The 18,861-nt window shown below is 60.8% G+C and carries 17 protein-coding genes; 12 read left to right on the top strand and 5 right to left on the bottom strand.

Features of this window, described 5'->3' with window-relative positions:
- Nucleotides 1-207 precede the first annotated feature (207 nt).
- The 8 genes from BOP93_RS09240 to BOP93_RS09205 all read left to right on the top strand — a co-directional run bounded on the left by BOP93_RS09240 (nucleotide 208) and on the right by BOP93_RS09205 (nucleotide 9,939).
- Nucleotides 208-1,284, top strand: a complete 1,077-nt coding sequence (locus tag BOP93_RS09240; RefSeq protein ID WP_065888223.1) for an ABC transporter substrate-binding protein — start codon at nucleotides 208-210, stop codon at nucleotides 1,282-1,284.
- A 195-nt stretch (nucleotides 1,285-1,479) separates the two neighbouring features.
- Entirely contained in the window at nucleotides 1,480-2,286 is an 807-nt protein-coding gene (locus BOP93_RS09235) for an alkaline phosphatase family protein (RefSeq protein WP_065891630.1), read from the top strand.
- Nucleotides 2,283-3,128 (top strand): ABC transporter permease, encoded by an 846-nt coding sequence (locus tag BOP93_RS09230; RefSeq protein WP_065888221.1) that lies wholly within the window; start codon nucleotides 2,283-2,285, stop codon nucleotides 3,126-3,128. Before BOP93_RS09235 ends, BOP93_RS09230 begins: the two co-directional genes overlap by 4 nt.
- Complete coding sequence (locus BOP93_RS09225) at nucleotides 3,115-3,915, top strand: ABC transporter permease (protein ID WP_065888220.1); 801 nt, start codon at nucleotides 3,115-3,117, stop codon at nucleotides 3,913-3,915. Before BOP93_RS09230 ends, BOP93_RS09225 begins: the two co-directional genes overlap by 14 nt.
- Nucleotides 3,912-4,901 (top strand): ABC transporter ATP-binding protein, encoded by a 990-nt coding sequence (locus BOP93_RS09220; RefSeq protein ID WP_104502348.1) that lies wholly within the window; start codon nucleotides 3,912-3,914, stop codon nucleotides 4,899-4,901. The genes BOP93_RS09225 and BOP93_RS09220 overlap by 4 nt, the downstream gene beginning before the upstream one ends.
- A 31-nt stretch (nucleotides 4,902-4,932) precedes the next feature.
- Nucleotides 4,933-5,586: an HAD family hydrolase gene (locus tag BOP93_RS09215; protein WP_104502347.1), complete on the top strand. Its 654-nt coding sequence runs from the start codon at nucleotides 4,933-4,935 to the stop codon at nucleotides 5,584-5,586.
- Between the two features lie 355 nt (nucleotides 5,587-5,941).
- Entirely contained in the window at nucleotides 5,942-8,056 is a 2,115-nt protein-coding gene (locus tag BOP93_RS09210) for a carboxy terminal-processing peptidase (protein ID WP_104502346.1), read from the top strand.
- A gap of 119 nt (nucleotides 8,057-8,175) precedes the next feature.
- A complete protein-coding gene (locus BOP93_RS09205; protein WP_104502345.1) occupies nucleotides 8,176-9,939 on the top strand; it encodes a bifunctional diguanylate cyclase/phosphodiesterase in 1,764 nt (587 codons plus the stop codon).
- On the opposite strand, the gene BOP93_RS09200 is transcribed toward BOP93_RS09205, so the two are convergent.
- The 4 genes from BOP93_RS09200 to BOP93_RS09180 form a co-directional block, all read right to left on the bottom strand.
- Nucleotides 9,936-10,307: a hypothetical protein gene (locus tag BOP93_RS09200; protein WP_005786715.1), complete on the bottom strand. Its 372-nt coding sequence runs from the start codon at nucleotides 10,305-10,307 to the stop codon at nucleotides 9,936-9,938. The two genes, BOP93_RS09205 and BOP93_RS09200, sit on opposite strands and share 4 nt — an antisense overlap.
- Nucleotides 10,304-10,642: a helix-turn-helix domain-containing protein gene (locus BOP93_RS09195; protein WP_104502344.1), complete on the bottom strand. Its 339-nt coding sequence runs from the start codon at nucleotides 10,640-10,642 to the stop codon at nucleotides 10,304-10,306. The genes BOP93_RS09200 and BOP93_RS09195 overlap by 4 nt, the downstream gene beginning before the upstream one ends.
- Before the next feature lie 107 nt (nucleotides 10,643-10,749).
- Nucleotides 10,750-11,205: a YkvA family protein gene (locus BOP93_RS09190; RefSeq protein WP_065932250.1), complete on the bottom strand. Its 456-nt coding sequence runs from the start codon at nucleotides 11,203-11,205 to the stop codon at nucleotides 10,750-10,752.
- Between the two features lie 953 nt (nucleotides 11,206-12,158).
- On the bottom strand, nucleotides 12,159-12,899 hold the full coding sequence (locus tag BOP93_RS09180; protein ID WP_003190133.1) for an FKBP-type peptidyl-prolyl cis-trans isomerase: 741 nt from the start codon (nucleotides 12,897-12,899) through the stop codon (nucleotides 12,159-12,161).
- A gap of 246 nt (nucleotides 12,900-13,145) precedes the next feature.
- Between BOP93_RS09180 and BOP93_RS09175 the strand changes: the two genes are divergently transcribed.
- The 3 genes from BOP93_RS09175 to BOP93_RS09165 are packed head-to-tail and all read left to right on the top strand — an operon-like array spanning nucleotide 13,146 to nucleotide 16,997.
- The gene (locus BOP93_RS09175; RefSeq protein WP_104502343.1) at nucleotides 13,146-14,954 is read left to right on the top strand and encodes a di-heme-cytochrome C peroxidase; all 1,809 of its coding nucleotides are present in this window, start codon (nucleotides 13,146-13,148) and stop codon (nucleotides 14,952-14,954) included.
- The gene (locus tag BOP93_RS09170; protein ID WP_104502342.1) at nucleotides 14,951-16,117 is read left to right on the top strand and encodes a catalase family protein; all 1,167 of its coding nucleotides are present in this window, start codon (nucleotides 14,951-14,953) and stop codon (nucleotides 16,115-16,117) included. Before BOP93_RS09175 ends, BOP93_RS09170 begins: the two co-directional genes overlap by 4 nt.
- 34 nt (nucleotides 16,118-16,151) lie before the next feature.
- Complete coding sequence (locus BOP93_RS09165; protein ID WP_104502341.1) at nucleotides 16,152-16,997, top strand: GNAT family N-acetyltransferase; 846 nt, start codon at nucleotides 16,152-16,154, stop codon at nucleotides 16,995-16,997.
- Nucleotides 16,998-17,201: 204 nt separating this feature from the next.
- Here BOP93_RS09165 and BOP93_RS09155 read toward each other — a convergent pair whose 3' ends face one another.
- Nucleotides 17,202-17,702, bottom strand: a complete 501-nt coding sequence (locus BOP93_RS09155) for an Lrp/AsnC family transcriptional regulator (RefSeq protein ID WP_065888210.1) — start codon at nucleotides 17,700-17,702, stop codon at nucleotides 17,202-17,204.
- A 119-nt stretch (nucleotides 17,703-17,821) separates the two neighbouring features.
- On the opposite strand from BOP93_RS09155, the gene BOP93_RS09150 reads away from it, so the two are divergent.
- Nucleotides 17,822-18,856: a histone deacetylase family protein gene (locus BOP93_RS09150; protein WP_104502340.1), complete on the top strand. Its 1,035-nt coding sequence runs from the start codon at nucleotides 17,822-17,824 to the stop codon at nucleotides 18,854-18,856.
- Nucleotides 18,857-18,861: the final 5 nt, after the last annotated feature.

Genomic DNA, 18,861 nt, shown 5'->3' with positions numbered 1-18,861 from the left:
AATACATCGGCCAAGTCCATGGCCTGCGGGCACTTGGGCATGGTCTACGCTAAGTCTGAACGCAGCGACACCCGTGCTTCAAAAACGACATCGACATGAAACTGTCATCCATCGGGCCTAGATTGGCTCAGGTATTGCTGACCTAGACCACACCCTCGCCAACGTTCAGATAAAACGCCGCGTGATAAACGCCCAAAGGAGCTTCGGATGAAACAGCTTTTCCTGGCATCACTGTTAGGCTCGACCATTGCCATGTGCACCGCCGCCATGGCCGCTGATACCGATCTAAAAACCTTGGAAGCCGCCGCCAAGAGCGAGGGCGCCGTGAACAGCGTCGGCATGCCCGATGACTGGGCCAACTGGAAAGGCACCTGGGACGACCTGGCCCGCATCCATGGCCTCAAGCACATCGACACCGACATGAGCTCGGCCCAGGAAATCGCCAAGTTCAAGGCCGAAAAAGACAATGCCAGCGCGGATATCGGCGACGTGGGCGCCGCCTTCGGTCCCATCGCGGTGAAGCAGGAAGTGACCCAGCCGTACAAACCCTCCACCTGGGCTTCGGTACCGGATTGGGCGAAGGACAAAGACGGCCACTGGGCACTGGCCTACACCGGCACTATCGCGTTTATCGTCAACAAGAAACTGCTCCACGGCTCCGAAGTCCCGACCAGTTGGGCCGACCTGCAAACCGGCAAATACAAGGTCTCGGTGGGTGACGTAAGCACCGCCGCCCAAGCCTCCAACGCGGTACTCGCCGCCGCCATCGCCAACAAGGGCGACGAGAAAAACATCGCACCGGGCCTGCAGTTCTTCACCAAGATTGCCCAGCAAGGTCGCCTCGGCCTGTCCAACCCGACCATCGCCACCCTGGAAAAAGGCGAAGTCGAAGTGGGTATCGTCTGGGACTTCAACGGTCTGAGCTACAAGGCCAAGATGGCCAACCCGGATGACTACGTGGTGCTGATCCCATCGGATGGCTCGGTGAAGTCCGGCTACACCACCATCATCAACAAGTACGCCAAGCACCCGAACGCCGCCAAGCTGACGCGCGAATACATCTTCAGCGATGCCGGCCAACTCAACCTGGCCAAAGGCAATGCCCGTCCGATCCGCGCCGAGACCGACCTGAAACTGCCGGCTGACATCGCCAAAAACCTGATCCCGGGTGAGCAATACACCAAGGCCAACCCGCAGCCGATCAAGGATGCCGATGCCTGGGAAGCGACGTCCAAGAAGCTGCCGCAGCTGTGGAACGAGCAGGTGATTGTAGAAATGAAGTGAGGGTTTAAGCCCACATTGGAGACCCAATGGAGATCCAATGTGGGAGGGGGCTTGCCCCCGATGGCGGTGGGTCATGCAACCAACTCATTGACTGATCTGCTGCTATCGGGGGCAAGCCCCCTCCCACACTTTTGCACCGTTTCCAACGGGAAATCGAGTCACGCCTGAAATCCTTGTCGCGGAGCCCCAGCCCCCATGAAGCACCCTGTCATCCTTGTCGTGCTCGACGGCCTGAACGCCGGGGTCGCCCGGCACGCCATGGGGCACTTGCAGGCTTATGTCGGCGCAGGACGCGCAGCCTTCTACACACTGGAATGTGAACTGCCCGCCCTGTCCCGCCCGTTGTATGAATGCATCCTGACCGGTGTGCCGCCGATCCAGAGCGGCATCGTCCACAACAACGTCGCGCGCCTGTCCAGCCAGCGCAGCATTTTCCACTACGCCACCCGTGCCGGCTTGACCACCGCAGCGGCGGCTTACCATTGGGTCAGCGAATTGTATAACCGCACCCCCTTTCTCGCGGCTCGTGATCGTCATACCGACGATGCGGCGCTGGCGATCCAGCATGGGCATTTCTACTGGAATGACCACTACCCGGACTCCCACCTGTTTGCCGACGCCGAAAGCCTGCGCCTCAAGCACGCGCCGGACTTTCTGCTGGTGCACCCGATGAACATCGACGACGCCGGTCACAAGCACGGCCTCGACACTGCGCAGTACCGCAACAGCGCACGTTCGGCCGACATTATTCTTGCCGACTACCTGCAAGGCTGGCTCGACGCCGGTTACCAGGTGCTGGTCACCGCCGACCACGGCATGAACAACGACCGCTCCCACAACGGCCTGCTGCCGGAGGAACGCGAAGTGCCGCTGTTTGTACTGGGCGACGCCTTCAGCCTGGATGCCGCCGCCGCGCCGAAACAGACCGATCTGTGCGGCACCGTCTGCGCACTGCTCGGCGTACCCCACGACAAACCGGTCTGCCGGGAGTTGCTCAAATGAGTGGCATGGTTCGCGGCAAATGGCTGGCCTTACTGTGCCTGGCGCCCTTCGCGCTGTTCTTTATCGTGTTCCAGATCGCGCCGTTGGCCTGGGTGCTGATCAACAGCCTGCAAACCGAAGACAGCGGTTGGAGCCTGGAAAACTTCACGCGCATTTTCAGTTCGAAGTTCTACCTGCAGGCGATCCAGTTCAGCCTCGAGATCAGCTTCTACTCCAGCGTCTTCGGCATCATCATCGCCACGCTGGGCAGTTACTCCCTGCGCCGGGTCGATTCGCCGCTGCGCAATTTCGTCACGGCGTTTGCCAACATGACCAGCAACTTCGCCGGCGTGCCCCTGGCCTTCGCGTTCATCATCCTGCTGGGGTTCAACGGCAGCATTACCATCATGCTCAAGCAGGCGGGCATCATCCAGGACTTCAACCTGTACTCCAAAACCGGTTTGATCCTCCTCTACACCTACTTCCAGATCCCCCTCGGCGTCCTGCTGCTGTACCCGGCCTTTGACGCGCTGCGCGAAGACTGGCGCGAATCGGCCGCCCTGCTCGGTGCCAATGGCTGGCAGTTCTGGCGGCACATCGGCTTGCCGGTCCTGACCCCCGCCCTGCTCGGCACGTTCGTGATTCTGCTGGCCAACGCCCTTGGCGCCTATGCCACCGTGTACGCCCTCACCACCGGCAACTTCAACGTGCTGCCGATCCGCATCGCGGGGCTGGTTTCCGGTGACGTGTCACTGGACCCGAACATGGCCAGCGCCCTGGCCGTGGTGCTGGTGGCGCTGATGACCGTGGTCACGGTGGTCCATCAACTGCTGCTCAAGAGGAGCTACCATGTCTCGCGCTGATGCCGGCCCGGCGTCCCTCTACCATCGGGTGGTGGTGTACGTGCTGTTCCTGATCCTGGTACTGCCGCTGGCAGGCACCTTTGTCTATTCGATCTCCAGCAGTTGGTCGGCCACCATCCTGCCTGCCGGCTTCAGCCTGAAATGGTATGTGCAGCTATGGAGCGACCCGCGCTTCCTGATGGCCTTCGGGCAATCGCTGCTGGTGTGCGTGGGCGCGCTGATCCTGTCGGTGGTGCTGATCCTGCCGCTGCTGTTCGTGGTGCATTACCACTTCCCCAGGCTGGATGCGCTGATGAACATCCTGATCCTGCTGCCGTTCGCGGTGCCGCCGGTGGTGTCGTCGGTGGGCCTGCTGCAACTGTACGGGTCCGGACCGCTGGCGATGGTGGGTACGCCGTGGATTCTGATCGGTTGCTACTTCACCGTGGCGCTGCCGTTCATGTACCGCGCAATCACCAACAACCTGCAGGCGATCAATCTGCGCGACCTCATGGACGCCTCGCAACTGCTCGGCGCCAGCACCTGGCAAGCGGCAATCCTGGTCGTGCTGCCCAATCTGCGCAAAGGCCTGATGGTGGCGCTGCTGCTGTCGTTCTCATTCCTGTTCGGTGAGTTCGTGTTCGCCAACATCCTGGTCGGCACCCGCTATGAAACCCTGCAGGTGTACCTCAACAACATGCGCAACAGCAGCGGCCACTTCACCAGTGCCGTCGTGATCTCCTATTTCTTCTTTGTGCTGGTGCTGACCTGGGCCGCCAATATCTTGAACAAGGACAAAAGCCAATGAGCTTCGTCAGCGTCCAACACCTGCAAAAGAGCTATACCGGCACCCCGGTATTCAGCGATATCAACTGCGAAATCGCCAAGGGTGAGTTCGTCACCCTGCTCGGCCCGTCCGGTTGCGGCAAGTCGACCTTGCTGCGCTGCATCGCCGGGCTGACCTCGGTGGACAGTGGGAAAATTCTGCTTGATGGCCAGGACATCGTCCCGCTAAGCCCGCAGAAACGGCATATCGGCATGGTGTTCCAGAGCTACGCGCTGTTTCCCAACATGACCGTGGAACAGAACGTCGCCTTCGGCCTGCGCATGCAAAAAGTCAACGCCGACGACAGTCACAAGCGGGTCCAGGAGGTCCTGCAATTGGTCGAGCTCAAGGACCTGGCCGGTCGTTATCCGCACCAGATGTCCGGCGGCCAGTGCCAGCGCGTCGCCCTCGCCCGCTCACTGGTGACCCGCCCGCGCCTGTTGCTGCTGGATGAACCGCTGTCGGCGCTGGATGCACGGATTCGCAAGCACCTGCGCGAGCAGATCCGCCAGATCCAGCGCGAACTCGGCTTGACCACCATTTTCGTCACCCATGACCAGGAGGAAGCCCTGACCATGTCGGACCGCATCTTCCTGATGAATCAAGGCAGGATCGTACAGAGCGGCGATGCCGAGACCCTCTACACTGCGCCGGTGGATGTGTTCGCCGCCGGGTTTATCGGCAACTACAACCTGCTGGATGCCGACAAGGCCAGCCAACTGCTGCAACGGCCGATCAGTGGGCGCATCGCGATCCGCCCCGAAGCCATCGAACTGAGCCGTAACGGCGACCTTGACGCGCTGGTGCGCAGCCACAGCCTGCTGGGCAACGTGATTCGCTATCGTATCGAAGCCCGTGGCGTGGAGTTGGTGGTGGATGTGCTGAACCGCTCTGCCGACGATCTGCATCCGGACGGCCAGCGCCTGGCACTTTCCATCGACCCCAGCGCGCTGTGTGAAGTAGCCTGATGGGCAACGACTGAATGAGAGAGCATTTCGGATGGCATTGGTAATTTTTGATCTGGACGACACCCTGATCCATGGCGACTGCGCCACCTTATGGAGCGCGCAGATGGGCCGCCTGGGCTGGGTTGACCCTGAGTCATTCATGCGCAGGAACGACGAGCTGATGGCGGCCTACGGCCGAGGCGAGCTGCGCATGGAGGACTTCATGGATTTCAGCCTGGAGCCGATGATCGGCCGCACCCCGCAAGAGATCGAACACCTGGTGGAGCCCTGGGTCGAGGACGTGATCGAGCCACTGATCTACAGCGACGCGACCAAAACCATCGCCCGACACCGCGCCAATGGTGACCGGATCCTGGTGATCTCCGCTTCGGGCACGCACCTGGTCACGCCGATTGCGGCGCGCATCGGCATCGACGAAGTGCTGGGCATCGAGCTGGAGGTCAGCCACGGGGTGTACAGCGGCAAGACCGAGGGCGTACTGACTTACCGCGAAGGCAAGATCACGCGCTTGCTGCAATGGCTGGAGCAGGAAGGCGAAACCCTGGAAGGTGCCTGTTTCTATTCGGATTCGCGCAATGACCTGCCGTTATTGCTGAAAGTGGATCATCCGCAGGTGGTCAACCCCGACCCGGTATTGCGGGCCCACGCCGAACAGGCCGGCTGGCCGATTCACCACTGGGCCTGAATCCACGGAGATCTCCCTGTAGAAGATCCCCATGTGGGAGGGGGCTTGCCCCCGATGGCGGTGGATCAGATGAAACATTCTTCACCGGCATACCGCTATCGGGGGCAAGCCCCCTCCCACATGGGTACTGTTACAACTCTGCGATGAGCGCCCGCTTCCACCACGCGAACGCGAACTTGACCTACATTGCAGGTAGGACCGAGCTATTACACCGCTCGACATGACCCTCGACGCCTTGCAATGCACTCACAGTGCCTCCATAGTGAGTCCGGACTGAGCCCGTTGCAGTAGCGTCGGGCTTTTTGCATTATGCGACCGGACCATATGGAACCGGCTCCCTCAAAGACGGCCTAATATGCGTTATCAATTGCCCCCGCGTCGAATCAGCATGAAGCATCTGTTCTCCAGCACCGCCCTCGCTTTTTTCATTGGTCTCGGCTTCGCGTCGATGTCGACCAATACGTTCGCAGCCAATAGCTGGGACAACCTTCAGCCTGATCGCGATGAGGTGATTGCCAGCCTTAACGTCGTCGAGTTGCTCAAGCGCCATCACTACAGCAAGCCGCCGCTGGACGACGCACGCTCGGTGATCATCTACGACAGCTACCTCAAGCTGCTGGACCCGTCGCGCAGTTACTTCCTGGCCAGTGATATCACTGAGTTCGACAAGTGGAAGACCCAGTTCGACGACCTCCTCAAAAGCGGCGACCTGCAGCCCGGTTTCACCATCTACAAGCGTTACCTGGACCGCGTCAAAGCGCGTCTGGACTTCGCCCTGGGTGAGTTGAACAAAGGCATCGACAAGCTCGATTTCACCGAGAAGGAAACCCTTCTGGTGGACCGCAAGGACGCCCCTTGGCTGACCAGCACCGCCGCGCTCGACGACCTGTGGCGCAAACGCGTCAAGGACGAAGTGCTGCGCCTGAAGATCGCCGGCAAAGAGCCCAAGGCCATCCAGGAGCTGTTGACCAAGCGCTACAAGAATCAGCTGGCGCGCCTGGACCAGACCCGTGCCGAAGACATCTTCCAGGCTTACATCAACACTTTCGCGATGTCCTACGACCCGCACACCAATTATCTGTCGCCAGATAACGCGGAAAATTTTGATATCAACATGAGTCTGTCCCTGGAAGGCATCGGTGCCGTCCTGCAAAGCGACAATGACCAGGTCAAGATCGTGCGCCTGGTGCCGGCAGGTCCGGCGGACAAGACCAAGCAGGTCGCCCCGGCCGACAAGATCATCGGCGTGGCCCAGGCCGACAAAGAGATGGTCGACGTGGTCGGCTGGCGCCTGGACGAAGTGGTCAAGCTGATCCGTGGGCCCAAGGGCAGCGTGGTGCGCCTGGAAGTGATTCCGCACACCAATGCACCCAACGACCAGACCAGCAAGATCGTGTCCATCACCCGTGAAGCGGTGAAGCTCGAAGACCAGGCCGTGCAGAAGAAAGTCCTCAACCTCAAGCAGGATGGCAAGGACTACAAGCTGGGCGTGATTGAAATCCCGGCCTTCTACCTGGACTTCAAGGCCTTCCGCGCCGGTGACCCGGACTACAAGTCCACCACCCGCGACGTGAAGAAAATCCTGACTGAGCTGCAGAAGGAAAAAGTCGACGGCGTGGTCATCGACCTGCGCAACAACGGCGGCGGTTCCCTGCAGGAAGCCACCGAGCTGACCAGCCTGTTCATCGACAAGGGCCCGACCGTGTTGGTGCGCAATGCCGACGGCCGTGTCGACGTACTCGAAGACGAGAACCCGGGCGCCTTCTACAAAGGCCCGATGGCGTTGCTGGTCAACCGTCTCTCGGCCTCGGCCTCGGAGATCTTCGCCGGCGCCATGCAGGACTACCACCGTGCGCTGATCATCGGTGGCCAGACCTTCGGCAAAGGCACCGTGCAGACCATCCAGCCGCTGAACCACGGCGAACTCAAGCTGACCCTGGCCAAGTTCTACCGGGTTTCCGGGCAGAGCACCCAGCATCAGGGCGTACTGCCGGACATCGACTTCCCGTCGATCATCGACACCAAGGAAATCGGCGAGAGCGCCCTGCCCGAAGCCATGCCGTGGGACACCATACGCCCTGCGATCAAGCCGGCATCCGACCCGTTCAAGCCGTTCCTGGCACAGCTGAAAGCTGACCACGACACGCGCTCCGCCAAGGACGCCGAGTTCGTCTTCATCCGCGACAAGCTGGCCCTGGCCAAGAAGTTGATGGAAGAGAAGACCGTCAGCCTCAACGAAGCGGACCGTCGCAAGCAGCACGCCGACATCGAGAATCAACAACTGGTGCTGGAAAACGTGCGCCGCAAGGCCAAGGGCGAGGACCCGCTCAAGGAACTGAAGAAAGAAGATGAAGATGCGCTGCCGACCGAGGCGGAAAAAACCAAGCCGGAAGACGACGCCTATCTGGCCGAGACCGGTCGCATCCTGCTGGACTACCTGAAAATCACCAAGCAGGTAGCCAAGCAGTAAATGATGTCAATTTAATGTGATCGCTCCCTGGAGTGTCATCATATAGACATCATTCTGTCGTGAAATATAAGGACCGCAGGTTTCAAGCCTGCGGTCCTTTTTTTTCGATCGAGAGTGCCATGACCATGACCGAACAGCTGGATGCATTGGGCTCTATCCTGGCTCAACGCAGTTTGCACAGCCTGTTCCAACCGATCATTTGCCTGTCTGAACGCCGCATCCTCGGCTACGAGGCCCTCAGTCGCGGCCCGTCCAACAGCCCGTTGCACTCCCCCGTCGCCCTGTTCTCCATCGCCAGCCATGCCGGGCGCCTGAGCGAACTGGAAATGGCCTGCCGTGAGAGTGCCTGCCGGCGCTTCAGCGAGCAGAAGCTGCCGGGCAAGCTGTTTCTCAATATCTCACCGGAATCCCTGGTGGAGACGGCCCACCAGCCGGGGCGCACCCTGCAATTGCTGCGCGAGTTCGGTATTCCCCCCAGCCAGGTGGTGATCGAACTCACCGAGCAGACGCCCACTGATGATTTCAAGCTGTTGCAGACCGCGTTGCATCACTATCGCGACATGGGCTTTGCCATTGCCCTGGATGACCTGGGCGCCGGTTACTCCAGCCTGCGGTTGTGGTCGGAGCTACGCCCGGATTATGTGAAGATCGACCGCCACTTTATCGACGGCATCCATCAGGACGCGCTCAAACGCGAATTTGTCGGCTCGATCATGCAGATCGCCAAGGCCTCCCGGGCCCAGGTGATCGCCGAAGGCATTGAACTGCCGGAAGAGTTGGCGGTGTTGACGGAAATGGGCGTGGACCTGGTCCAGGGCTACCTGCTCTGCCGGCCTCAGGAGCATCCACCGCAGGAAGCACGCTTGATGCTGCCCAAGCCGGACCACGCCAATATCGCCCTGAACGAAGAAGCCAGTGACCTCAGCGCGCTGCTCATTGAACAGCCGGCGGTGGATCAAGACACGGCAACCGCCCAGGTGCTCGAAGCATTCCGTCGCCAGGCCAACCTGAACTCACTGGCGGTGCTCGATGCCCGCAACCACCCGGTGGGCATCGTGCATCGACACTCGCTGTCGGACGCGCTGCTCAAACCCTTCGCGACCGACCTGTTCGCGCGCAAGCCCATCAGTCGCCTGATGAGCGATGACTTTCTGGCCGTGGAGTTGAGCCAATCCCTGCAACAGGTCAGCCGCTTGCTCACCAGCCGCGCGCGACAACGCATCGAAGAAGATTTCATCATCACGTTGAACGGCGACTATCTGGGCCTGGGCCGGGTCATCGATGTGCTCAAGCTGATCACCGAACTGAAGATCCAGCAGGCGCGCTACGCCAACCCGCTCACCCTGTTACCGGGCAATGTGCCGATCCAGCAGTGCCTGACGCGCCTGCTGCAGCAACAGCGTGAATCGGTGATCTGCTATGTGGACATCGACAGCTTCAAGCCCTTCAACGATATCTATGGTTACGGGCGCGGGGATGAGGTGCTGTTGTGCCTGGCGCAGTGCCTGAACGACCGGGTCGATCCCAGCCGCGACTTTGTCGGGCATATCGGTGGTGATGACTTTCTGCTGGTGCTGGGCCCACAGGACTGGCGCAAACGACTCAATCAACTGCTGGACGACTTTCACACCCAATGCCGACGTTTCTACCGCGCCGAGCACCTCGACGCCGGCTGCTTCACCGCACTCAACCGCCAGGGCGTGAGCCAGGAATTCGCCTTGCTTTCACTGTCGATTGGCGTGGTGCATTTGTATCCACAGGCCTGTGCACAACTCGATGCCAGCCAGTTGGCGGAGCTGGCGTCGCAGGCCAAGCACCAGGCCAAGGACATCGTCGGTTACAGCATTCATGTGATCGACAGCCTGGACCTGCTGCCGGCTTAGGCCTCGGCGGATTCGGGATATTCGTACTCGAACACCCGCACCACCTCCGAAGCGTGCCAGGAAGCGGCGGCCACACCGTCGGAGGGCCCGCTGAAACGCCCCAGGCGCTCCACGCACTCAAAGAACCCCGTGCGCGGCAGGCGGCTGGCACCCTGACTGATCACCAGGGAACTGCGCAGCGGCTGCTCGGCCTTGGCGTCCAGCGCCGCCAGGTGCTCCAGGGCCGCGGCCAGCGTCTGCATCGCCGGCGTCGGGAATTGCAGGCGCTCAAGCAGCGCACGGTAGGTCAGCAGATGGCGCTGACGGCGCGCCTGGTCCAGTTCGTTGAGTAAGCCATCCCAATGTTGACGGCTGATACGTAGGCTCAAGATTCATCCCTCCAACCTGCAACGCCCAATTCCCAGGCCAGGCTGCGGCGAATGGCGGCATCCGGCTGGCGTTCACCACTTTCGATCAAACCCAGATACGAGGGGCTGATACCCACTGTGCGCGCCAGGGTTTCGATCGCCAGGCCCTTAGCTTCGCGCAGGCCGCGCAGGGCTGCGAGCGGGTGCACGTCCTGGTCGGGAGTAATCGGTGTGGCAGGGGAAGAAGCCAGTGTGGGCTGTTGCTGACCGGCCGCCTTCAGCAGCGCCTGGTACTGGTCCCATGGCAACACCGCATATTCGGGTTCGCCATTACGTGAAATGATCTGGATATCCATGACTGCCCCGTAGGATAAAAACACTTACCAAGTAAGTAATTTCCTTACTCCTTCCTTGGAAGTGTAATCCTAACAGCCACGGAGGTCGCAGGGGATAGCCCAAAGCATCAGTTTTTTTGTGGGTTTTCCTGGGCGAGCAGCTCAGGTGTGGCCGGTAGACGTTCGACCACGGCCAGCTTTTCCGGGCGTTGCGCATCGCGCCAGGCGCGAAACGCGCTGAGCTCACCGCTCAGGGTCTTCATGACCCAGGCCAGCACAGCGATGTCGTCGAACATACCGAACATGGGAATAAAATCCGGAATCGCGTCAATCGGACTGAGAAAGTACATCAGCCCCGCCACTACCGAAATCAGCGCCTTGGGACTGATCGCCCGATACTCGCCGCGCCAGTAGGCCAGGCACAGCGCCTGGAGCAGCTTGAGGTCATCCTTGAGCTGGCCCAACCGATTACCCTGACTCGAACCTTTGGCCGCGACGGCAAACAGCAGGGTCGGCAGACGGCCACGCCCCAGCAAACGTGCGGCTATAGGCAGGAAGCGGGTGAAATTGAAGGGTGGTTTCATGTGTCACTCCAGTTCCATACGACAGAAAGGTTATCCACACAAATTGTGGATAACCTTGTGAACAGAGCCTTTTTTCATGGCTGAAAGCCACGGACTACAAGGCTTGCAGTCAGATCGGGCGTTTTTTGCGCACATCAGAAAATCCCAATATTTCATTGACTTGGCAGATCTGTGCGGCTACCCGTGCTCGGGCCTAATATCAGACTGTGTCAAGTTGAGGACGTTCGTTCGGATTTGCAGAGTCTTAAACGTAACAGCTGACACGCCTGCGATAGGCTACTGCACGGCGCCCAACCGTAACCACGATGCGAAGCGAGCCGCTCTTGATCTTAAGCGCCCCGTCAAACCACGCTGGCCGAACGCAGGCTTGAATCCGTGGGTAACCCGGCAGGACGCCGGGTTAGCCGCACTGGGCCATGGATGGCCCATTGCGGCGGCCCACGGATTCAAGCCGGAGAGAGGGCACACCGAGCCTAGGCGAGGTGCCGAGTGGTGGGGCAAGAGCGTTTTGCTTACTTTTGCGCTTTTCAAAAGTGAGCCGCCGTCAGGGCGGAACCCTAAGTGGCCGTTACCGCAGAAACGGATATGTACTCAACCCAATCCAACATCCTGGTCGGCCCTGAGGCCGCCATCGGGGGCAAGCCCCCTCCCACATTTGGATCAGGATCGACTCAACATCCTGGTCGGCCCCGAGGCCGCCATCGGGGGCAAGCCCCCTCCCACATTTGGACCGGAATCGACTCAACATCCTGGTCGGCCCTGAGGCCGTCATCGGGGGCAAGCCCCCTCCCACATTTGGACCGGGATCGACTCAACATCCTGGTCGGCCCTGAGGCCGCCATCGGGAGCAAGCTCCCTCCCACAGTTTGATCGCAGGGGCGTCAGGTAGATACGCGTCGGCGAAAACAACAACGCCCCGTCGAACGGGGCGTTGTCGTTGGTTGCAGCGCCGATTACTTCTTGGCGGCAGGTGCAGCAGGTGCGTCAGCCGCTTCAGCCTTGGCTGGGTCCTTGATGGCCAGCAACTCCAGGTCAAATACCAGCACGGAGTTGGCTGGAATCGCCGGGCTCGGGCTCTGGGCGCCGTAAGCCAGGTCGGACGGAATGTACAACTCAACCTTCTCGCCCACGTGCATCAGTTGCAGGCCTTCGACCCAACCCGGGATCACACCGCTGACCGGCAGGTCAATCGGGCTGCCACGGTCCACGGAGCTGTCAAAGGTAGTACCGTTGGTGAGCTTGCCGGTGTAATGAACAGTCACTACGTCGGTAGGCTTGGGCTGTGCGCCGTCGGCTTTCTTCACGATCTTGTACTGCAGACCGGAAGCAGTGGTGACCACGCCGTCTTTCTTGGCGTTGTCTTCGAGGAATTTCTTGCCGGCCGCTGCCGACTCTTCGCTCATTTTGGTCATGCGTTCTTCAGCGCGCTTTTGCAGCGCGGCAAAGGCTTCAACCAGTTCGTCATCCTTGAGCTTCTGTTCTTTCTTGCCGACAGCGTCTTCAATGCCTTGGGCTACCGCTTTGGAGTCCAGGTCATCCATGCCTTCTTGAGCAAGGCTTTTGCCCATGTTCAGGCCGATGCCGTAGGAAGCTTTCTGCGCCGGGGTTTTCAGCTCTACGCTGGTCTGCGAATCACAACCCGCAAGTACCAGGCTAACCAGGGCCACCGCCGCCGCCAACCGATGCTGTTTCATGCTATTTCCTTGTTCATGCGCCAAAAGGGCATTCGAATAAAGTCGCGAGCTTATCAGGCGGCCACGACCAATGGCTACCGGCATGTGAGCAGGAAACGTCTGATAAGTTCACGTGTTTAAAAGCAATTTCATTCATGATGCAGGTCCGCGACGGATCGTGGGACCTGCCACTCCAGACTCATGGCCACTTGCCGCCCCCTTGGCGTAGTGGCATAACAACGCGAACAACCGACAAGGATAGTTAACTTGCGCATTTTCACCCGTGTCTTACTCCTGATCCTCCTGGTACTGGGCCTGATTCTGGCCGTGGTGCTCTATTACACAATCAACCCCAGGCTGCCGGACTACGTGCCCGTGGAGCAGGTGCACTACCAGGACCAATGGAGTGCCGCCGACCGCCAGACCTATTACTTCACGCCCCAGGGCACCCAGGTCAAAGGCCTGCATTACGACTGGTTCACCGCGCTGGAGCTGCCCTTTTCCGAGCGCCGTTTTGCCTCGCCGGAGTACCTGGCACGCTTCGGCTTTCTGGTGGACCCGCGGCAAGCGCCCAGCGCGCAAAACCCCGGCAACCTGCCGGTGGGTTTCGCCCGGCATAAAAATGCGGGCAGCAACGTTGAATACCTGGATATCACCTGCGCCGCCTGCCACACCGGCGAGCTGCACTTCAAGGGCCAGGCCCTGCGTATCGACGGCGGCTCCGCCCAGCATGTACTGCCGTCGAGCGTGCCGACCCTGCGCGGCGGCAGCTTCGGCCAGGCCCTGGTCGCCAGCCTTGCGGCGACTTATTACAACCCGTGGAAATTCGAGCGCTTCGCCCGCCAGGTCCTGGGGGAGCGCTACGACGCCGAGCACAGCCAGCTGCGCCAGGACTTCAAGCAGTCGCTGAACCGCTTCCTCAAGGTTGCCTGGAACGATACCCACCGTGGCCTCTACCCTACCGAAGAAGGGCCGGGCCGCACCGACGCCTTCGGCCGCATCGCCAATGCCAGCTTTGGCGATGCCATTTCCCCGCAAAACTATCGCATCGCCAACGCGCCGGTGGACTACCCGCAATTGTGGGATATATGGACCTTCGACTGGGTGCAATGGAACGGTTCGGCCCAGCAGCCCATGGCCCGCAACATCGGTGAAGCCCTCGGCGTCGGCGCGACCCTGGACTTCTTCGACAGCGCCGGCCAGCCCCTGCAGGGCGATGCGCGCTACCCTTCCAGCGTACGCGTGCGCGACCTGAACCTGATCGAAGAGACCTTGCAACGTCTCAAGCCACCCACCTGGCCCGAAGACCTGTTCGGCGCCATCGACAAGCCCCTTGCCGCCCAGGGCCGCGCATTGTTCGCCGAGAACTGCGCCGGCTGTCACGTGCCCACCGTCACGCAAGAAGGCGGCCGGCCGGTGCAGCAACTGAAGATGCTGCCGGTGGACTACATCGGCACCGACCCCGGCACCGCCAGCAACATCGCCGACCAGCGCTACGACCTCAGTGCGCTGCAATGGGACCCGGCGGAGCTGGCCGGGCTCAACGTCCAACTGCACCCCACGCCGACCGAGCCACTGGACCTGAAGAAGATGTCCGTGGCCAAGGGCCTGGCCTACGTCACCGCATTCGTCGAGGACCACGCCTACCGCGCCGCCGGCGTGACCCCGGCCGAGCGCCCGCGCCTGGACGGGTACGGCCTGCCCATCGGCGTGCGAGAGTTACGCGCCTACAAAGCGCGGCCACTGGCTGGCGTCTGGGCAACGCCGCCGTTCCTGCATAACGGTTCGGTGCCGACGATCTACCAGTTGCTCTCGCCCCAGGACGAGCGCAGCACCACCTTTTATAAAGGCACCTTCAACTATGATCCGCGCCATCTCGGCTTTGAGACCGACGCGTTCAAGAACGCCTTTGTGTTCGATACCAAAATCACCGGCAACCACAACAGCGGCCACGAATTCCGTGCCGGCCAGCGTGGCAACGGCGTCATCGGCCGTGGCTTGCTGCCACAGGAACGCTGGGCGCTGCTGGAATACCTCAAAGTGCTGGGCAGCCCGCTGGAGCAACAACTGCCATGATGATTCGATCCCCCTATGACCGCCCCTCCCTGCTCGCCCGCCTCTGGCTGCGCATTGGCGGGTTTCTCGGCAAAACCCTGCTGTGGCTGGTGGGTCTCGGCCTGCTCGGTTGGCTCGGCGCCAGCGCGTGGTACGCCTGGCAGCACAGCGGCCCGGTGTCGCCGGATGAGCAGATTCCGCCCGGCGAAGCCGCCATGACCCAGGGCATCATCCAGACCGCCGTGCGCATCGTCGACCAGCACCGCGAGGGCACGCGCTACCTGCGCGATGCCCACGCCAAGGCCCATGGTTGTGTGAAGGCCGAAGTCAGCGTGCTCGCCGACCTCGATCCGGCGCTACGCCAGGGCGTGTTCGCAACGCCGGGTAAAACCTGGCAGGCGATGATGCGGCTGTCCAATGGCAATGCCTACCCGCAATTCGACAGCATCCGCGATGCCCGCGGCATGGCCATCAAGCTGCTGGACGTCCCCGGCAAACAGCTGATGGCCGATCAGCAAGCGCGCACCGAGCAGGACTTCGTGATGTTCAGCCACCCGAACTTCTTCGTCAGCGACGTGGCCGAATATGCGCAGAACATTGGCGCCCAGGCGGATGGCAAAAAAGTGCTGGCATTCTTCCCCAAGGCCGACCCGCGCACCTGGCAGATACGCCACCTGTTCATCGCCCTGGCCACCCTCGCCCCTGCCCCGGCCAGTCCGACGCAGACCACCTACTTCTCGGTTTCGCCCTACAAGTTCGGTGCGGCCAACGCCAAGTTCCGCGTCGCCCCCGACCCGCAAAGCTGCCCCGAATACGTGCAGCCCAAACAGAACCAGGACCTGCCGAACTTCCTGCGCAGCGCGCTCAATCAACAACTGTCCACCGACCGCGTACCGGCGTGCTTCGTGTTGCAGATCCAGCGACAGAACCCGCAGACATTCATGCCCATCGAAGACACCAGCATCGAATGGAAGGAAAGCGATGCGCCTTTTGAGACCGTGGCCAGGGTGCGGGTCCCGGCGCAGGACTTCGACACGCCCGCGCTGAATCTCGCCTGCGACAACCAGTCATTCAACCCCTGGTTCGGCGTGGCAGAACACCGCCCCATCGGCGGCATCAACCGCCTGCGCAAGGCGGTGTACGAAGCGGTCAGCGATTATCGCCACAGCCGCAATGCGCCGTAGACTCAGTGCCTGCATGCCAGCAGAGGAAACCGATGTGAGTCCCGCTTACCTGTATCGCCCGGCAACCGCCGCCGACCTGCCCGCCGCCCATGCTCTCTCCGTGCACCTCAAATGGCCGCATCGCGAGGAAGACTGGGCGATGGTGCAGCGCACATCCGAAGGCTTCGTCGCCGAACAGGACGGTGTCTTGGCAGGCGTCGCATTCGCCTGTCATCAGGGGGCCTATTCGTCCATCGGCCTGGTGATCGTCAGTCATGAGCACCGGAGCAAAGGCATCGGACGGCGCTTGATGAATTTGTGCCTGGACACCGTGGGCCCGCGCACGCCGATCCTCAATGCCACCGAGTCAGGCGCGCCGCTGTACGCCAGCATGGAATTCGTTGAATTTGCACGTATTCAGCAACATCAGGGCGTGCCGCAGATGCCAGAGCCCTTGCCCGCGAGCCGCCACGCGCTATGTCGCGTATTGAACCGGGCCGACTACCCGAAGGTGATCGAACTGGCCAACGCCGGCAGCGGCCTGGACCGCACCGAGGTACTCAACGACCTGCTGCCGAGGGCTGAACACGTGGTGGGCATCGAGGTAGAGGGACACCTGCAGGGATGCGCACTGCTACGCCAATTTGGTCGCGGCCACCTCATTGGCCCCGTCGTCGCGCACCACCCGGAGCAGGCCCGACACTTGATCACTCACCTTCTTCGGTTGATCCCGGGCGCGTTCGTGCGTTTGGATATTCCCAACGCATGCGGGTTGGGGGACTGGCTGGAGAGCCTGGGGCTGCCGTGTGTGGATAACGCGCCACGGATGGTGCGCGGTGTGCCGCCCCGATCAAGCGCCGGGGTCACCGAGTTTGCGCTGGTGACCCAGGCGATCGGCTGAAGCACAAAGCCCGCCAGGCGGATTCAGCGGCGCGTGCAATCGTGCCCTCTTCACAGACCAGAATGAACAAGTGCAAGGATAAGGGATCCAGGTGCTGCATGACGCCCCTCCCGTTGCAATGTGACGCAAACCGAACGCTGCCTTTGCCTTCAATTTCCCCGATTGCTCTACTGCACACCGAGCGTAGTGCGGTGCCCATCCCGATTAACCCTTGCTCAATTTGGGTATGGCAATGCGACTACCGGTCTTGATTTCACGCAACGCCAGACTCGACTGAATAGACGCAATACCGACCTGGCGCCTCAGCACTTGCTCGATAAAGTCGCTATAGCTATCGAGATCCTCTGCCAACACTTGAAGCACGTAATCGGCGTCTCCGGTGATTTTGTGGCAGGCCAATACTTGCGGCAATTGCGCAATCACTGCCTCGAAGGCGTCCGGCGCATGATCGGCATGGGTGGAAAAGCGGATGTGCACGAACGCCATGATATCCAGCCCGAGCATTCTTCGATCCAGCGTTGCCTGATAACCCTTTATCACGCCCGCCTCTTCCATTCTCTTGCGCCGCCGCCAGCAAGGCGTGAGGCTCAATGAAAGCCGCTCACTGAGTTCGGCATTGGAAATGCTCGCGTCCTCCTGCAACAACTCAAGAATGGCCAGATCGGTCTCGTCGAGGCTGATGCGCCTGGATATATTTTTCTTCATTACGCTGTTCCTGAGTTAAATCGCCCGATAAATATCCTTAAGCACGAAGACAAAGCAAAGAAATCGCGTCCCGACCAGAACAGAATATTTGCACTGGCTCACATTAACGGATGCGCAGAATGTTTACAGTTTTCAGTGATTCCCACCGTCTGCACCATGGCACCGAGTTGAAGGATGGCGTGCTCAAGCCGTCGTTTGAGCAGCCCAGTCGGGCCGACACCGTTTACAACCGTGTCAAGCAAACAGGCCTTGGCCGGATAGTCGAACCGCGCGTGTTTGACCGCTCGTGTTACGTCAACGCCCACAGCGAACGCTACGTGAGCTTCCTGGAAAGTGCCTGGTCGCAGTGGTGCGCCACAGGACGCACCCATGACGCCCTGCCACTGGTATGGCCTGTACGTGACTTGGCCAACGATCAAGTGCCGACGTTCATTGACGGCAAACTCGGTTTCTTCGCAATGGATGCCGGCTCGCCAATCACCGCCACGACCTGGCAGGCCGTCAAGACCAGTGCCGATATCGCCCTGACGGGGCTGGCACTTATCGACGAAGGCCACGACAGTGCCTTTGCCCTGTGTCGTCCGCCGGGCCATCACGCGGCGCGTGAATATATGGGGGGCTACTGCTATCTCAACAATGCGGCCATTGCTGCACAGCAGGCAATCACTCAGGGCGCCAAACGTGTCGCGGTACTCGACGTCGATTTTCATCACGGCAACGGTACCCAGAACATTTTTTACCCGCGCAACGACGTGCTGTTCGTCTCGCTGCACGGCGAGCCGGCCGTGTCCTATCCCTACTATTCGGGGTTCAGCGATGAAATCGGCGCCGGTCACGGCGAAGGGTTCAACCTCAACTATCCATTGCCGAAAAACACCGCCTGGGAACGCTACCGCGACGCCCTGCTTCATGCCTGCGGAAAACTTCAGCAGTTCGCGCCAGAAGTATTGGTGATCTCACTGGGCGTCGACACTTTCAAGGACGACCCGATCAGTCACTTCCTTTTGGAAAGCGAGGACTTCATCGGGATCGGCGAGCTGATAGCGAGTGTGGGTTGCCCCACCCTCTTCGTGATGGAAGGCGGCTACATGGTCGATGAAATCGGCATCAATGCGGTGAACGTACTGCATGGCTTCGAGAGCAAACGCGCCTGATCCCC

The organism is Pseudomonas orientalis (assembly GCF_002934065.1).
Lineage (GTDB): Bacteria > Pseudomonadota > Gammaproteobacteria > Pseudomonadales > Pseudomonadaceae > Aquipseudomonas > Aquipseudomonas orientalis_A.
The sequence above is the reverse complement of the archived record's forward strand: the minus strand, read 5'-3'. Positions and strand labels throughout refer to the sequence as shown.

Bases quoted from the DNA above. Each gene is read 5' to 3' on its own strand.
- BOP93_RS09240 (WP_065888223.1), top strand. From the start codon at position 208: ATGAAACAGCTTTTCCTGGCATCACTGTTAGGCTCGACCATTGCCATG.
- BOP93_RS09235 (WP_065891630.1), top strand. From the start codon at position 1,480: ATGAAGCACCCTGTCATCCTTGTCGTGCTCGACGGCCTGAACGCCGGG.
- BOP93_RS09230 (WP_065888221.1), top strand. From the start codon at position 2,283: ATGAGTGGCATGGTTCGCGGCAAATGGCTGGCCTTACTGTGCCTGGCG.
- BOP93_RS09225 (WP_065888220.1), top strand. From the start codon at position 3,115: ATGTCTCGCGCTGATGCCGGCCCGGCGTCCCTCTACCATCGGGTGGTG.
- BOP93_RS09220 (WP_104502348.1), top strand. From the start codon at position 3,912: ATGAGCTTCGTCAGCGTCCAACACCTGCAAAAGAGCTATACCGGCACC.
- BOP93_RS09215 (WP_104502347.1), top strand. From the start codon at position 4,933: ATGGCATTGGTAATTTTTGATCTGGACGACACCCTGATCCATGGCGAC.
- BOP93_RS09210 (WP_104502346.1), top strand. From the start codon at position 5,942: ATGCGTTATCAATTGCCCCCGCGTCGAATCAGCATGAAGCATCTGTTC.
- BOP93_RS09205 (WP_104502345.1), top strand. From the start codon at position 8,176: ATGACCATGACCGAACAGCTGGATGCATTGGGCTCTATCCTGGCTCAA.
- BOP93_RS09195 (WP_104502344.1), bottom strand. From the start codon at position 10,642: ATGGATATCCAGATCATTTCACGTAATGGCGAACCCGAATATGCGGTG.
- BOP93_RS09190 (WP_065932250.1), bottom strand. From the start codon at position 11,205: ATGAAACCACCCTTCAATTTCACCCGCTTCCTGCCTATAGCCGCACGT.
- BOP93_RS09180 (WP_003190133.1), bottom strand. From the start codon at position 12,899: ATGAAACAGCATCGGTTGGCGGCGGCGGTGGCCCTGGTTAGCCTGGTA.
- BOP93_RS09170 (WP_104502342.1), top strand. From the start codon at position 14,951: ATGATGATTCGATCCCCCTATGACCGCCCCTCCCTGCTCGCCCGCCTC.
- BOP93_RS09155 (WP_065888210.1), bottom strand. From the start codon at position 17,702: ATGAAGAAAAATATATCCAGGCGCATCAGCCTCGACGAGACCGATCTG.
- BOP93_RS09150 (WP_104502340.1), top strand. From the start codon at position 17,822: ATGTTTACAGTTTTCAGTGATTCCCACCGTCTGCACCATGGCACCGAG.